We start from the raw sequence: 13,551 nt of genomic DNA, 5'->3' as shown, positions 1-13,551 counted from the left end.
GGATTAATATCATCGTGCAATTCGGACTCGAACTGGGGGACGAGGGCTTCCAGTCCGCCGGGACGTAGTAACGGACCGCGCGCACCCACGAGGCCATGGAAACCTACCGTATCACGCTCGAATGGAACGACGGACGGACCGAGAGCATCAAGAGCGAACCCGACGAGACCGTGATCGAGGCGGCCGAGCGCGCGGGCGTCGCCCTCCCCTTCGGCTGTCTCACCGGCGCGTGCGCCACCTGCACCGCGCGGCTGCTCGACGGGCGGATCGAGCACCGCCGGGAGCCGCGCGCGCTGAAGCCGCGCCACCGGGAGGACGGCTACGTCCTCGCGTGCGTCGCGGAACCGCGGAGCGACTGTCGGCTCCGCGTCGGCAGCGACGTCCACGGCGAACTCGTCTCGAACCCCTGGAGGTGACTTCCTCGGGGCGCGAACGCCGGTAGATGTCCTGACACGGACGCCCCGACGCGCCCCCGCACGCCTCCAAAAGGGACTTGTCGGGTGCGACGGACCCTCCCGCATGGACGACTTCCTCGCGGACAACCGCGCCCACTGGGAGGAACTCGCGGCGCTCCACCCGGGCACGGACTTCTACGACGTCGAGTCCTTCCTGGCCGGTGAGAGCACGCTCCTCCCGCTCGAACGCGAGGAGCTGGGCGACGTCGTGGGCGAGGGGACACGCATACTCCACCTGCAGTGTCACTTCGGGCTGGACACGCTCTCGTGGGCGCGCGAGGGGGCGGTCGTGACGGGCGTCGACTTCTCCGGGACGGCGATCGGGACGGCCCGCGACCTGGCGGCGGCAACGGGACTCGACGACCGGGCGCGGTTCGTCGAGTGCGACGTCTACGACCTCCCGGCGACGCTCGACGAGGCGGGCGCGTTCGACGTGGTGTTCACCTCCTACGGCGTGCTCAACTGGCTACCCGACGTCGAGCGGTGGGCCGAGGTCGTCGCGGGCTTCCTCGCGCCGGGGGGGACGTTCTACGTCGCCGAGATCCATCCGTTCGCTCACGTGCTGATGGACCTCGAACTGGAGGCGGGACGGCCCGTCCCCGACTGGTCGTACTTCGGGGGCGGCGCGCGCACCTACGAGGAGGACGGCACCTACGCCGCCCCGGCGGCGACGCTCGACAGCACCACGACCCACGAGTGGGCCCACGGACTAGGCGAGATCGTCACCGCGCTGCTCGATTCGGGGCTGGACGTCGAGTTCCTCCGCGAGCACCCTTTCGCCTGCTTCGAGCAGTTCCCCGGCATGGAGGTGGACGACGAGGGGCGGTGGTGGCTCCCCGAGGGGACGAACCACCCGCCGCTCACGTTCTCGCTTCTGGCACGGTCACCCGAGTAGCCGCGAGCGCTTTTCACCGCCGCCCGCGTACCCGAACCTCGCAATGGCACTCAGCGCCCGAAACCGCCTGCGAGGTACCGTCCGGTCGATCACCACTCAGGGGCCGATGGCGGAGGTCGTCGTCGACGTCGACGGGAACGAGGTGACGGCGACGATCACCAGCGGCTCGGTCGAGCGCCTCGGCATCGCGGAGGGCGACGAGGTGACGGCCGTCGTGAAGGCGAGCGACGTGATGGTCGCGACCTGACCGTCGCGCTCGCAATACCCGCCGCGCCCGCCGCGCCCGCCGCGCCCGCTGCATCCACCGCACCGCCGCGACCGACCCCACCCCTCTGAACTTTATAACCCCGCCCGACGAACTCACGGGGCATGCCGGGAATCACCTACGAGGACTTCATCGACCTGGAGTACGACCCCGCGGACTCGGATCTCGTCTGCGCGTTCCGCGTCGAACCCGCCGCCGACATGTCGATGGAGGCGGCCGCGAGCCGCGTCGCCTCCGAGAGTTCGAACGGAACGTGGGCCGAGTTGCAGGTGGAGGGGTCGGTCACCGACCTCAGCGCCACGGCCTTCTCGATCGAGGGGAGCGAGATCCGCGTCGCCTACCCGGAGGAACTGTTCGAGCCGGGGAGCATGGCGCAGGTACTCTCCTGCATCGCGGGGAACATCATGGGGATGAAGGCGGTCGAGCGCATCCGCCTGCTCGACTGCGAGTGGCCCGAACCGCTCGCCACCTCCTTCCCGGGGCCGCAGTTCGGCACGAGCGTCCGCACGGAGATCTTCGACGCGCCCGACCGCCCGATCACGGCGACGGTCCCGAAGCCGAAGGTCGGTCTCTCCACCGAACAGCACGCGCAGGTGGGCTACGACGCGTGGGTGGGCGGCATCGACCTCCTGAAGGACGACGAGAACCTCACCGACCAGTCGTTCAACCCGTTCCACGACCGGCTCACGGGGAGCCTCGACGCCCGCGACCGCGCCGAGGAGGAGACCGGCGAGCGAAAGAGCTACCTCGTGAACGTCACCGCCGACGCGAACGCGATGCTCGAGCGCGCCGACGCGGTCGCGGAGGCGGGCGGCGAGTACGTCATGGTCGACGTGATCACGACCGGCTGGGCCGCCGTCCAGACCGTCCGCGAGCGCTGTGCTGAACTCGGCCTCGCCATCCACGCCCACCGCGCGATGCACGCCGCGTTCGACCGCGTCCCCAGCCACGGGGTCTCGATGCGCGTGCTCGCGCAGATCGCCCGCCTCTGCGGGGCGGATCAGCTCCACACCGGCACCGCCGACCTGGGCAAACTGGAGAACGAGGACACCGTCGGGATCAACGAGTGGCTCTACGGCGACCTCTACGGCCTGAACGACGTGCTCCCGACGGCCTCCGGCGGCCTCCACCCCGGACTCGTCCCCGAACTCGTCGAGCGCTGCGGCACGAACATCTGCGTCCAGGCCGGCGGCGGCGTCCACGGCCACCCCGACGGCACGGCCGCGGGCGCGAAGGCCCTCCGGCAGTCCATCGACGCCACCGTCGAGGGGACCCCGCTGGAGGAGTACGCGGAGGATCACCCCGAACTCGCCGTCGCGATCGAGAAGTGGGGGACCGAGACGCCGCGGTAGGCGTCCCGGGGCGGATCACGGCGACTGCTCGCGACCGTCGGAGCCGTCGAGCCGACGGTCGCTGGGCGACACGCGTCGGGGTCAGCCCGCCACGAGCGTCCGGACGTCGTCCGCCGAGAGGTCGGTGCGCGCGCCCGTGACCGTCGAGGCGAGCGCGCCGCAGGCGTTCGCCGCCGCCAGCGCCCGCTCGTATCCCCGCCCGTCCTCGGGGAGACCGCCGTCGCACGCCGCGAGGAACCCGGCGGCGAAGGCGTCGCCGGCCCCCGTCGTGTCGACAGGGGTGACGTCGTACCCCGAGTGACGATAGCGGTCGTCGGCCGTCCGGACCCGCGCGCCGCCGGCACCGTGCGTGACGACGACCGTCGCGTCGAGCCGGCCGCCCGCGTCGTGCGAGAGCGCGTCCGCCTCGCGCTCGTTCAGGAAGACGACGTCGGCCCGTTCGAGCGTCGCCGAGTAGTCGCGCACGCGGAATCGACGCCCGGGGTCGAAGCTGACCGTGGCGTCCGCTTCGCGGGCCCTGTCGGCGAGGCGGGCGGCGGTCTCGGGGCGCTGACCCGTCAGGTGGAGGTGGTCGACCCCGCGTACCGCGCCCGGGGCGAGGTCGTCGGGCGCGAACGCCTCGTTCGCGCCGTCGCTGCCGAGGACCATCACCTCGCCGTCGCCGTCGACGACGAGGTACTTGACCGCGGTGGATCCGTCCGTCTCCACGAGGTGCCGGCAGTCCACCCCGGCGGACTCGAGTTCCTGCCGGGCGAGACGGCCCGGATCGTCGTCGCCGACGCTCCCGAAGAGCGCCGCGTCGATCCCGAGTCCGGCGAGCGCGCAGGCGACGTTGGCGGCGCTCCCGCCGCCCGCCTGCCGGCGCTGTTCGATGCGCGCCTCGCCGTCGCGCTCGGGGAGGGCGTCGACGCGGAGTGTCACGTCCCAGTTCACGTGACCTGCGCAGAGAACGCGACGCATGCCCAGCATGCGACGTCCAGCGACAAAAACCCTCTCCCGGTTACAGTTCGCCCGCGTTCAACCACGGGTCGCGGTGCTCCTCGCCGAACAGTTCCCGCATGAGCGTCACGACGCTCTCCGGCGGGAACTGGCCGCTCTCGGTGACGATCGCGTCGACGTACCGCGGGGGCGTCACGTCGAACGCGGGGTTCGCGACCGCCACGTCGCCGATCCCGGCGCGCGTCTCGTCGTCGACCACCTCCCGCTCGTCGCGGGTCTCGATCTCGACCGTGTGGCCGGTCAGCGTCTCCGGGTGGAGCTTGATCGTCTGGGCGGCGACCACGACGGGGACGCCCCGCTCGCGGGCGTTCACCGCCAGGCCGCTCGTGCCGATCTTGTTGATGACGCTCCCGTCCGCGGCGATGGAGTCCGCGCCGACGAGGACGTGGTCGGCGTCGTCGAGGTAGCGGCGGGCGGCGTTGTCGACGATGAGCGTGACGGAGACGCCCAGTTCGGCGAGCGCGCGGGCCGTGATGTGTCCCTGCTGGCGCGGACGCGTCTCCTTCACGAACGCCGACAGCTCCTTCCCCTGCTCGACGGCGGCCTCGACGCACGCGAGCGCGTCCGTCGAGTGACAGTGCGTCATGATCGTGTCGCCGTCCTGGAGGCGGTTCGCCCCGACGCGGCCGAGTTCCGACTGGGCGCGTTCGAGGCGCGCTTCGAACGCCGTCGTGCTCTCGACGACGCTCTCGCGGAGCGCGGGGACGGTGTCCCCCTCCATCCGACGCACGACGTACCGGATGGCGTTGGGGAGGCTCACCGCGGTGGGCCGCGTCTCGTGGAGGCGTCGCGCCGCGCCGAGCAGCTGCGCGCGGAAGGCCTCCGGCGTCTCGGCGTCGCTCGCCTCGGCCTGCTCGCGCAGCGCCGCCGCCGCGGTCGCGGCGATGGCCGCCGCCCCGCGGATCTCCATCGAGGCGATGTCCTCGGCGGCCGCCTCGACGGCCGGGTGGAGGTCCTGGGAGTCCATGGTACGCGTTTGGCGAGCGCGGGGTAAAAACGAGCGGGCGGTCGGCGGTGGTGATCCGGGAGGAGAGACGAGTAACCGACGCGCGAGCTAGTCGTCCGCGCGGGCCGGCGCGCCGACCTCGATCTGGCCCGCGTCGAGTTCCGCCTCGACCTCGCGGGTGGCCGTCACCATGTTCTCCATCTTGCCGTAGGCGACCTCGCGGGGCAGGAGCTTCAGCCCGCAGTCCGGCGAGACGGTGAGGCGCTCGGGGGGAACGACCTCGAAGCCGCGCTTCACGTTCTCCTTGATCTCCGAGACGGGTTCGACCTCCGCGACGTGGGCGTCCACGACGCCCAGCGCGAGGTCCTTCGTGAACTCGTGTTCGGTGAACACGTCGATCTGCTCGTAGTCGCCATTGCACAGTTCGACGTCGAACTCGTGGATGGGGTAGTCGAGGATCTCGGGGTAGATGCGCGAGTAGTCGCCGTAACAGACGTGCAGGCCGAGGCGCACGTCGTCGGGGATGCCGTCGGCGATGAGTTCCAGACACTCACCCACGATGGCGTGGTCGTCGGGCGTCGTCGCGAGGGCGGGTTCGTCGATCTGGACGTACCGCGCGCCCGCCTCGACCAGCTTCTCGACCTCGAGGTTGACGAGTTCCGCGAGCGCGTAGGCGAGGGCCTCCCCGTCGTCGTAGTGCTCGTTGAACGACCAGTTGGCGAGCGTGTACGGGCCGGTGATGGGCACCTTCACCGGCCGCGAGGCGACCTCGTTCGTGAACTCGAACTCGTCTACGAGCCAGGTCTCGTCGTACTCGACCGCGTCGACGACGCTCGGCTTGTCGAAGTAGTTGTGCCCCCACACCTTGACGGGACCGTTGAACTCGTAGCCGGCGATGCGGTGGGCGAAGTACTCGACCATCTCGTTGCGCCGCATCTCGCCGTCGACGACCGCGTCGAGCCCCGCGCGCTCGTGTTCGAGCGTGATGAGCCGCGAGGCGTCGTCCTTCGCCTCCTGCCAGTTGCGCTCGTCGAAGTCCACGTCGACGTCGAAGCCCCCGCGGGGCTCGTCGCTCGCGCGGTCGGCGGCGGTCACGTCGAGGTCGCCGTGGTAGAGGTCGCGGGCGCGGTTCAGCCACTTGGGCTTGGGGTAGCTCCCGACGACCGTCGTCAGGATGAAGTGCTCGTGGGGGTGGTTCGGCGGTCGGAACTGCTCTCGCGTGTTCGTACTCATGCGGTCACCTCCTCCTCGGCGACGGCCGCGCCGAGGGCGTCCAGTTTCTCCTCGAAGCGGTTCACCGGCAGGTAGAACGTCTCGGTGTTCGGCAGCAGGTAGGTCCGCTCGAACGACGCCCCGGGGGTGTTCTCCTCGACCCACTCGACGCGCTCGCGGATGAGGTCGGGCGACTCCACCTTCGTGTTCTGCCCGTCGACGAACCCGAGGGCGACGTCGTCCGTGGTGCCGTACTCGTTGATGTTGTAGAGGTTCCGGTCGTGGTCGCTCACGAAGTCGTAGCCCACGGCGTCGACGTCGGCGTCGAGCAGGTGCGCGTGGACCTTCTCCGTGAGCGCGCCGTAGAACGCGTGGACGATCACGTCCGCGTCGGTCGCGCCCGCGACGCGGTCTACGGCCTCGCTCGCGCGGGCGTCCGCCCCGTCACCGGGCGCGTGCTCGACGAGCGACGGTTCGAGGAGGAGGAGCGTCTCGACCTCGGGGAACGCCTCTACCTCGCCAGCGAGGAAGTCGGCCACGGCGTCGAGGAACTCCGCCTCGTCGCCGTAGTGCTCGTCCGTGGCGAGGTCCGCGAGCGAGTACGGGCCGGGGAGGACCGCCTGGAGCGCCTCGTCGCCCGCCAGCTCGGCGGTCTTCTCGAGGTCGGCCGCGACGTCGCCGCTGAACGAGAGGTCGCCGCGCACCACCGGCTCGCGGTAGAAGTTGTTGTTGTCGTAGTAGCGCACGATGCCCCGCGTCTCCACGTTCTCGTGGACGCACAGCGGGTGGGCGAGCATGTCGTCCCAGCGCAGTTGCCCCTCCACGATGCGGTCTAAGCCCGCCGCCCGCTGGCGCTCTACTACCTCGGCTCGAATTCGGTCGTACTCCTCGACGATGTCGTCGCCCTCGTCCCCCGATATCAGGTCGTCCTTCTGGTGACCCTTGAGGTCCGAGAGCGTCGACTTCGCGTGATCGGGGAGCGGATACAGCCCCGTCGTCGTCGCGATACGCTCGGTCATCGCTCCCGGCTACGGCATCCCCGGTGATAATAATTACTTATTCTGCAAATGCGCAGTAGTAATCAGATCCGGCGTACGGTCCGCTCGATCGCCGACGGCGACTCAGACCGCGCGCAGTTCGAGCACCACGAGCCGTTCGAACGGGAACGACTCCTCCGCGATCACCTCGCCGTCGAGGCCGTTCTCGCGCCCGGTCTCCCGGACGGTCTCGACGTCGGTGAGGGAACTGACGAGCAGGAAGACGCGCCCGTCTGGGCGGAGGACGCGCCGCACGTCGGCAAGGAACGGGTCGACGACGCGCCGCCCGTCCGGCCCGCCCGACAGCGCGCGCTCCATCCAGTCGTCCCACTCGTGGGCGGGGTCCGTCGGGAGGTACGGCGGGTTGAACAGCACCGCGTCGAACGCGCCGTCCCGGAACGGATCGAGGAGGTCCGCGCGGACGACCGGAACGCCGCGCTCGCGCGCCTCGCGGACCGCGAGGGGGCTGACGTCCGCGCCGATCACCCGCGCGCCGGTCGCCGCCGCGACCGTCGCCGCGACGTACCCCGACCCCGTCCCCACGTCGAGGACCCGCTCGTCGCCGCCGAGTCGCCGCGCGGCCGCCCGCGCGAGGAGGTCCGAGTCCTCCGCGGGCTGGTAGACCTGCTCCCCGCCGCGCCGCTCGTACAGGTCGGTCATTCCCGCTCCGCCGGCTCGCCCACGTCCCAGGCGAGCCTGGAGAGGTGCGCGAACTCCGCGGGCGTCACCTCGCCCGCGCGCTTTCCCATCAGCGCCTCGTCCGCGGCGGCGACGACCGCCCTGGGGTCGTCCAGCTTCGAGATGTGGGCGGTGTTCCGGATCGCGTTGCGCATCGTCTTCCGGCGCTGGGTGAAGGCCGCCGTCACGAACCGCAGGAAGAACTCGTCGTCCGGGACGTCGTAGTCGGGATCGCGCGGAACGGCGCGCACGACGGCGCTCTCGACCGCCGGCGCGGGGTCGAACGCCCCCCTCGGGACGGGCTCGACCACCGCCACGTCGGCGTAGTGGCCCGCCGTCACCGACAGGCGGCCGTACTCGGGCGTCCCCGGCTCGGCGGCCATCCGCTCTGCGAACTCCCGCTGGAACATGAGCACGAGGGGGATCCCCGTCGGCAGGAGCCGGAACGCGATCTCCGAGGAGACGCCGTAGGGGAGGTTCGAGACGGAGGCGGTGGCGTCCGCCGGAAGGTCCACGTCGAGCGCGTCGCCCTCGATCACGGTCAACCGGCCCGCGTCGATCTCGTCGGCGAACTCCTCGCGGAGGAAGGCCGCCAGCCGCGGGTCGCGCTCCACGGCCGTCACGCGATCCGCGGCGGCGAGCAGCCGGTCGGTGAGCGCGCCCGTCCCGGCCCCGATCTCCAGCAGGTGACTCGCGTCGGTTCCCTCCGGGAGGTAGCCCGGCAGGCGGTCGAGCACGCGGTCGTCGACGAGGAAGTGCTGGTCGCGGTTCGGGTCGCCGCGCAGGCCGGCGCGGGCGATCAGGGCGTCGGGGTCGCGCGCGCCCGTGCGGGCGCTCGCGGGGTCAGTCATTGGGGGCGATACGCTACGAGCGCGGTAAACCGTTTGTCATCCGGGTCGGGGAAGCCGCCCCGATCGTCCGACTACCCGAGGCTACCCTCCATCTCCAGTTCGACGAGTCGGTTGAGTTCGACGGCGTACTCGATCGGCAACTCCTCCGTGATCGGCTCGATGAAGCCGCTGACGATGAGCTGTTTCGCCTCGTCGTCGTCCAGTCCGCGCGACTGGAGGTAGAAGACGTCCTCGTCGCCGATCTTCCCGACGGTCGCCTCGTGGGCCACGTCCACGCGGCTCTCGTTGATCTCGATGTGCGGCATCGTGTCGGATTCGGACTCGTTGTCGAACATGAGCGCGTCGCACTCGACCGAGCAGGCCGCGTTCACCGCGCCGCGCGGGATGCGGACCAGCCCGCGGTAGTTGGTGCGCCCGCCGTCCTTACTGATCGACTTCGAGACGATCGTGGACTTGGTGTCGGGGGCGTTGTGGTAGACCTTCGCGCCCGTGTCGATGTTCTGGCCCCGCCCGGCGAAGGCGATCGTGATGTGGTTGTCGCTCGCGCCCGGCCCCTTGAGGATGGTCGCCGGGTAGAGCATGGTCGCCTTCGAGCCCATCGAGCCGGAGATCCACTCCATGCGTCCGTTCGCCTCCACGATGGCGCGCTTGGTGTTGAGGTTGTAGGTGTTCTTCGACCAGTTCTGCACCGTCGAGTACTGGACGTGCGCCCCCTCCTTGACGAACACCTCGACCGCGCCCGAGTGGAGGTTGAAGACGCCGTACTTCGGGGCGGAACAGCCCTCGATGTAGTGGACCTCGGAGTCGGGTTCGGCGATGATGAGGGTGTGTTCGAACTGGCCCATCCCCTCCGAGTTCATCCGGAAGTACGCCTGAATCGGCATCTGGACCGTCACCCCTTCGGGGACGTAGACGAAGCTCCCCCCGGACCAGATCGCGCCGTGGAGGGCGGCGAACTTGTTGTCGCTCGGCGGGACGCACTTCGTCATGAAGTACTCCTCGACGATCTCCGGGTGTTCCCGGACCGCGCGATCCATGTCCATGAAGATCACCCCCTCGCTCTCCCACTCCGCGCGCATGTTCTGGTAGACGATCTCCGACTCGTACTGCGCGCCCACGCCGGACAGCGAGTTGCGCTCGGCCTCGGGGATGCCCAGCTTGTCGAAGGTGTCCTTGATGTCCTCCGGGAGGTCGTTCCAGTCGCGGACGCCCCCGCGCACCTCCACGTCCGGGCGGATGTACGGGACGATCTCGTCGACGTCGACCTCCGAGAGGTCGGGCTGGCCCGGCCAGCCCGTCGGCATCGGCATCTCGTGGAACATGCGGAGGGCACGCAGGCGGCGCTCTAGCATCCACTCGGGCTCGCCCTTGTCCTCGCTGATGAGCCGTACCGTCTCCTCGGTCAACCCCCGGTCGGCGCGGAAGGCGGCGCGCTGTTCCTTCCGGAACTCGAACCGCGACTCGGTGTCGGTTCGCCGCAGGTACTCTTCCTCTGAACTCATGTGTGAGAGGAGGTCGCGAGCGGGGATGACCTAGCGCTGTACGATCCCCGTCACGTTCGATGAAAGAAAGTCGGTCGCGGTCACCTGGCGAACGAACGGTACTTCAGGTCCTCGTCGCGGATCTCCTCTACGATCCGGTCGACGAGGATCCCGCGCGGGTCGTGCAGCCCCTTCACCCGCTCGTCGAGTTCCTCGAAGCTCTCGAAGGGCTTGCGCTTTCGCTCCTCCAGGATGGAGTTGCGGAGCTTCTTCCCGATCCCCGGGAGCAGGTTCAGCTGGTGGAGCCGGAGGGTGATCGGCTGGGCCTCGTTGTAGTGGTCCACGAACCGCCGCTCGTCCTCGTCGACGATGGCCTCGACGGCGTACTCGAGTTCGGAGCGGCCCCCGCCGGAGAGTTCGTCGTAGTCGATCTCGCGGACGTTCTCGACGTCGTCGTCGTCGAGCGCGATCCGGTCGCCGATGGAGACGTCGGCCCCCTCCGCGAGGACGCACTCGTAGAGCCGAAAGTCCGCGACGCCGAGCGCGAGCGCGAGCGACGGCTTCTGGTACTGGGGGCGGTCGTCGTCCGCCCGCCCGTGCGGCAGGTAATCGAGGACGACGGCGACTGCGTCGCTGTCGGGGTCCGTCATAGGTACCATGACGGGAAGCGCGTATTTAACAGGTGTGTAGGTCGCGGTGCCCCGTTTCGGGAGAAACGCTCGACCGGACACCGCCGGACGACGCGGGAGACGGGATCGAGCGCGGCGGTCCGGGCGATCGGCACCGTCGGATCGAAGTGTGACCCGGGGAGGAGGAGTCGTGACGCGCGGCGAACCGTTTCAGACGTACTTCGCGACCGCGTTGAGGATCTCGTCGAGTTCGTCGCCCGAGAGCGAGTAGCGCTGCTGGGCGAAGACGGCGCGCAGTTCGTCGCGGTTGCGCGGGAGCAGATCCGCGATCTTGTGAGCGGTCTCGTCGTCGACCTTCTCGAACCCCGTGAGGTCCTCGACGAGCGCGCGGGAGTCCTCGGCGCTAAGTTCCGCGAAGCGGTTGACGTGCTCGATGGCGCGCGCGAGTTCGTAGCGCATCTCGCGGTCCTCGGCCGCGGCGCGCTCGGTCTCGATGCCGGCGAGCAACGCCTTCGCCTCGGAGACGGTGAGGTACTCTTCGTCCAGGATCTCCTTGAAGATCGTCATCTATTCGTTACGCTGGCGGCGGAGGTGCGCGGGGCGAGCGATGAGCGTCTTGCGCTTGCCGCCGTCGGTGATCTCGACCTTGAAGGCGCGCCCCTGCTCGCCGACGACTTCGCCCGTGAGTCCGTTGAACCGCGGGTGGAATCGCCCCTCGGGGACGCTGGGGTCGATCTTCAGGTGAACCTTCTCGCCCACCTCGTATCGCTGGATGGCGCGCTGGGGCGGGGACGTCCCGCGCTCGCGAGGATCGTTCGACAGCTTCTCTCGGGTTCCGTGAAGAGGGCCCTTGGAACTCGGCATTTGCCGTACCTTTCCCGGTCAGCGTTATAAAAGGTGCGTTCCACGGTCGCCCCGGGAACCGACAGCACGGCGACGGTCCGCGAGGTCCCGCCGTCACCCTCCCGCGCGGCGCGCCGCCACGTATATCTCCGTCCGAAGGCTCCCATTCTAGTTGAGCGTATGACACGAGATGATACGTACGATCGGCGGAGCGTCCTCAGGGCGGGCGGTGCAGTTCTCACCGGTGCGGTCGTCGGACTCGCCGGCTGCGCGAGTCCGGGCGGCGGTGGCGGTGGGAACGAGACCAACGCGACCAATCAGACGAACGTAACCAACGCGACCAACCAGACCGGGAACGCGACGAACGCGACTAACCAGACTAACCAGACCAACGCCACTAACGCGACTAACGCCACTAACGCGACCAATCAGACCAATCAGACCAATCAGACGAACGCGACTAACCAGACTAACGCGACGGGCGGCGGCGCGGGCGAGCAGGTTCGACTGGGCGGCGAGACCGCGGGCTGGATCGGTCGGGCCCCGGCGAGCATCGAGGGGCAGACGAACCCCACGCTCACCCTCGTCCCCGGGACCGTCTACGAGATCGTCTGGGAGAACCTCGACGGGGCGAAACACGAACTCATCGTCGAGGACGCGAACGGCGAGGAACTCGCCGCGTCAGAGTCCGCCTCGGAGAAGGGCGCGACGGTGTCGATGACCTACGAGGCGACGGGCGACGAGGCGGCCTACTACTGCGAGTACCACCCGGAGTCGATGCGCGGGGAGGTGCAGACCGGCTAATCCGCGCGCATCGCGGACGGGCGATCCGTCTCCGGGGGTTCTGATCGCGGATCGACCGCGGCGGTCGGGAGAAAGCGAACGGTTCGACTCCGGGCGTTCAGATGCGGCCGACTTCGTCGACGGCGACGCTCTCGACGCCCTCGACGCCGGAGAAGGCCTCCTCGATGGCCTCCGTGCCGCCCGCGTCGTCGGGGACGATGACCGTCGGCATGAGCGCGATGAGACCGAACGCGACGTTCTCGCGGTCGACCCGGTTGATCTTCGCGCCCTCGGGCAGCGAGTCCTCCAGGCGGTCCTGGAGGTCGTCGAGGTCGACCTCGGGGCTCTGCGGCATGACTTTCATCCGGGCTGCGACTTTTCCCATGGTGCTACGGACCCGTGAACCCGCACTGCGGGCACTCATAGAGGTTGCTCTGCTTGCGGCACTTCGAGCAGCGGTAGATCTGGCGTCCACAGTCCGGGCACTTGAACGCGGCGGCGTTCGTCCCGGAGATGTTGATCCCGCAGGAGACGCACTTGCGCGCACCTCGCTGTTCTGCGCTCATACACGGGGAGAGCGGGCGGCGACGTAAAATAGTTGTTAAAGCGCCCGGCGGCCGGGCCTCGGCGGTACCGTCATCTCTCGACCGCCCGTAGGTCGAACGGAGACACCATGCAGTTCATCGTCGCAATCGACGGCTCGGAACAGAGCGAGCGAGCGCTGGAGTACGCCCTCGACCTCGCCGGGGCGACCGACGCGTCGGTCGCGATCGTCTACGCCGTGGATCCGGCGATCCGCGAGTACGCCGCCGACGCGCCGGTAGCTAGCTTCGCCGACGCGGAGAACTACCTCGTCGTCGAGGACGAGGCGGACACCGAAGCCCGCGGCGAGTACGTCCTCGACCGGGCGCGCGAGTACGCCCGGGAGCGCGGCCACGACGTGGAGACGGAACTGCTCTACGGCGATCCGGTCGGGTCCGTCGCGGAGTTCGCCTCGGGCCGGGGAGCCGACTGCGTGTTCGTCGGTCACCGCGGGATGACCCCCCGGTACGAGGAACTCGTCGGGAGCGTCGCGGCGGGGCTCGTCGAGCGATCGACCGTCCCGGTGACCGTCGTGCGGTAGCG

18 protein-coding genes are annotated in these 13,551 nt (G+C 69.5%); 6 read left to right on the top strand and 12 right to left on the bottom strand.

The genetic code is table 11. The features are described from left to right. The first annotated feature begins 95 nt into the window (after positions 1–95). The 4 genes from NKI68_RS16545 (at position 96) to rbcL (ending at position 2,967) form a co-directional block, all read left to right on the top strand. A complete protein-coding gene (locus tag NKI68_RS16545; protein WP_254544226.1) occupies positions 96–416 on the top strand; it encodes a 2Fe-2S iron-sulfur cluster-binding protein in 321 nt (106 codons plus the stop codon). Between the two features lie 103 nt (positions 417–519). After that, positions 520–1,350 (top strand): class I SAM-dependent methyltransferase, encoded by an 831-nt coding sequence (locus NKI68_RS16540; protein WP_254544225.1) that lies wholly within the window; start codon positions 520–522, stop codon positions 1,348–1,350. Between the two features lie 43 nt (positions 1,351–1,393). Beyond that, the gene (locus tag NKI68_RS16535) at positions 1,394–1,597 is read left to right on the top strand and encodes a TOBE domain-containing protein (protein WP_254544224.1); all 204 of its coding nucleotides are present in this window, start codon (positions 1,394–1,396) and stop codon (positions 1,595–1,597) included. A 122-nt stretch (positions 1,598–1,719) separates the two neighbouring features. Beyond that, positions 1,720–2,967 carry a type III ribulose-bisphosphate carboxylase gene (gene rbcL, locus NKI68_RS16530; RefSeq protein ID WP_254544223.1) on the top strand — a complete coding sequence of 416 codons (1,248 nt, stop codon included), beginning with the start codon at positions 1,720–1,722 and terminating at the stop codon, positions 2,965–2,967. Between the two features lie 81 nt (positions 2,968–3,048). Here rbcL and NKI68_RS16525 read toward each other — a convergent pair whose 3' ends face one another. The 10 genes from NKI68_RS16525 to NKI68_RS16480 all read right to left on the bottom strand — a co-directional run bounded on the left by NKI68_RS16525 (position 3,049) and on the right by NKI68_RS16480 (position 11,664). After that, positions 3,049–3,927, bottom strand: coding sequence for an ATP-dependent ribose-1-phosphate kinase (locus tag NKI68_RS16525; protein ID WP_254544222.1), 879 nt, complete (start codon positions 3,925–3,927; stop codon positions 3,049–3,051). A 40-nt stretch (positions 3,928–3,967) separates the two neighbouring features. Beyond that, positions 3,968–4,933, bottom strand: coding sequence for a ribose 1,5-bisphosphate isomerase (locus tag NKI68_RS16520; RefSeq protein WP_254544221.1), 966 nt, complete (start codon positions 4,931–4,933; stop codon positions 3,968–3,970). Positions 4,934–5,020: 87 nt separating this feature from the next. Beyond that, on the bottom strand, positions 5,021–6,145 hold the full coding sequence (locus NKI68_RS16515; RefSeq protein ID WP_254544220.1) for a methionine synthase: 1,125 nt from the start codon (positions 6,143–6,145) through the stop codon (positions 5,021–5,023). Continuing rightward, positions 6,142–7,143 (bottom strand): 5-methyltetrahydropteroyltriglutamate--homocysteine methyltransferase, encoded by a 1,002-nt coding sequence (locus NKI68_RS16510; protein ID WP_254544219.1) that lies wholly within the window; start codon positions 7,141–7,143, stop codon positions 6,142–6,144. Before NKI68_RS16510 ends, NKI68_RS16515 begins: the two co-directional genes overlap by 4 nt. Before the next feature lie 102 nt (positions 7,144–7,245). After that, the gene (locus tag NKI68_RS16505; RefSeq protein WP_254544218.1) at positions 7,246–7,821 is read right to left on the bottom strand and encodes a HemK2/MTQ2 family protein methyltransferase; all 576 of its coding nucleotides are present in this window, start codon (positions 7,819–7,821) and stop codon (positions 7,246–7,248) included. Beyond that, entirely contained in the window at positions 7,818–8,690 is an 873-nt protein-coding gene (locus NKI68_RS16500) for a 16S ribosomal RNA methyltransferase A (protein WP_254544217.1), read from the bottom strand. The genes NKI68_RS16505 and NKI68_RS16500 overlap by 4 nt, the downstream gene beginning before the upstream one ends. A 71-nt stretch (positions 8,691–8,761) precedes the next feature. Beyond that, on the bottom strand, positions 8,762–10,192 hold the full coding sequence (sufB, locus tag NKI68_RS16495; RefSeq protein ID WP_254544216.1) for a Fe-S cluster assembly protein SufB: 1,431 nt from the start codon (positions 10,190–10,192) through the stop codon (positions 8,762–8,764). Between the two features lie 80 nt (positions 10,193–10,272). After that, entirely contained in the window at positions 10,273–10,821 is a 549-nt protein-coding gene (locus NKI68_RS16490) for a DUF655 domain-containing protein (protein WP_254544215.1), read from the bottom strand. A 189-nt stretch (positions 10,822–11,010) separates the two neighbouring features. Continuing rightward, positions 11,011–11,367, bottom strand: a complete 357-nt coding sequence (locus NKI68_RS16485; protein WP_254544214.1) for an RNA polymerase Rpb4 family protein — start codon at positions 11,365–11,367, stop codon at positions 11,011–11,013. Further along, positions 11,368–11,664, bottom strand: a complete 297-nt coding sequence (locus NKI68_RS16480; protein WP_254544213.1) for a 50S ribosomal protein L21e — start codon at positions 11,662–11,664, stop codon at positions 11,368–11,370. A 159-nt stretch (positions 11,665–11,823) separates the two neighbouring features. Here NKI68_RS16480 and NKI68_RS16475 point away from each other — a divergent pair, with 159 nt between their 5' ends. Further along, a complete protein-coding gene (locus NKI68_RS16475; protein WP_254544212.1) occupies positions 11,824–12,447 on the top strand; it encodes a cupredoxin domain-containing protein in 624 nt (207 codons plus the stop codon). Positions 12,448–12,544: 97 nt separating this feature from the next. On the opposite strand, the gene NKI68_RS16470 is transcribed toward NKI68_RS16475, so the two are convergent. Continuing rightward, a complete protein-coding gene (locus NKI68_RS16470) occupies positions 12,545–12,811 on the bottom strand; it encodes an elongation factor 1-beta (protein ID WP_254544211.1) in 267 nt (88 codons plus the stop codon). 4 nt (positions 12,812–12,815) lie between these two features. Further along, complete coding sequence (locus NKI68_RS16465) at positions 12,816–12,992, bottom strand: HVO_2753 family zinc finger protein (RefSeq protein ID WP_254544210.1); 177 nt, start codon at positions 12,990–12,992, stop codon at positions 12,816–12,818. A gap of 107 nt (positions 12,993–13,099) precedes the next feature. On the opposite strand from NKI68_RS16465, the gene NKI68_RS16460 reads away from it, so the two are divergent. Continuing rightward, on the top strand, positions 13,100–13,549 hold the full coding sequence (locus NKI68_RS16460) for a universal stress protein (protein WP_254544209.1): 450 nt from the start codon (positions 13,100–13,102) through the stop codon (positions 13,547–13,549). Positions 13,550–13,551: the final 2 nt, after the last annotated feature.

This window comes from Halomarina pelagica (assembly GCF_024228315.1).
Lineage (GTDB): Archaea > Halobacteriota > Halobacteria > Halobacteriales > Haloarculaceae > Halomarina > Halomarina pelagica.
This window is presented reverse-complemented; position numbering and strand designations above follow the sequence as displayed.